1 protein-coding gene is annotated in these 313 nt (G+C 54.6%); it reads left to right on the top strand.

Annotated elements, in window-relative coordinates; all coding sequences use genetic code 11:
- Positions 1 to 23 precede the first annotated feature (23 nt).
- The coding region (locus AC0L3P_RS40260; protein WP_473309493.1) for an IS110 family transposase at positions 24 to 313 on the top strand (290 nt) is incomplete at its 3' end.

Below are 313 nucleotides of genomic sequence, written 5' to 3'. Positions count from 1 at the left end.
TCAAATGATTCGAAGGAGCTCCCATGAAGCAGTACGTCGGGCTGGACGTCTCACAGAGAGAAACCGCTGTGTGCGTTATCAACGAGACTGGTCAAGTAATCTTCGAAGGAAAAGCCAAGTCTAATCCTGGTGCCTTGACTGACCTGCTGAGCAAATATGCGCCTCATGCCGAGCGTATCGGCTTCGAGACCGGCGCGATGGCGAGTTGGCTATGGCATGAACTCCGCAGGGTTGAGCTTCCGGTGGTCTGCATCGACGCTCGGCATGCGCACGCAGCTTTGTCGGTCCGAATGAACAAGAGCGATCAGAATGA

The organism is Bradyrhizobium sp. WSM4874 (assembly GCF_055811835.1).
Note: the sequence above shows the minus strand (reverse complement) of the source record. Positions and strands in the feature narration are given on the sequence as shown.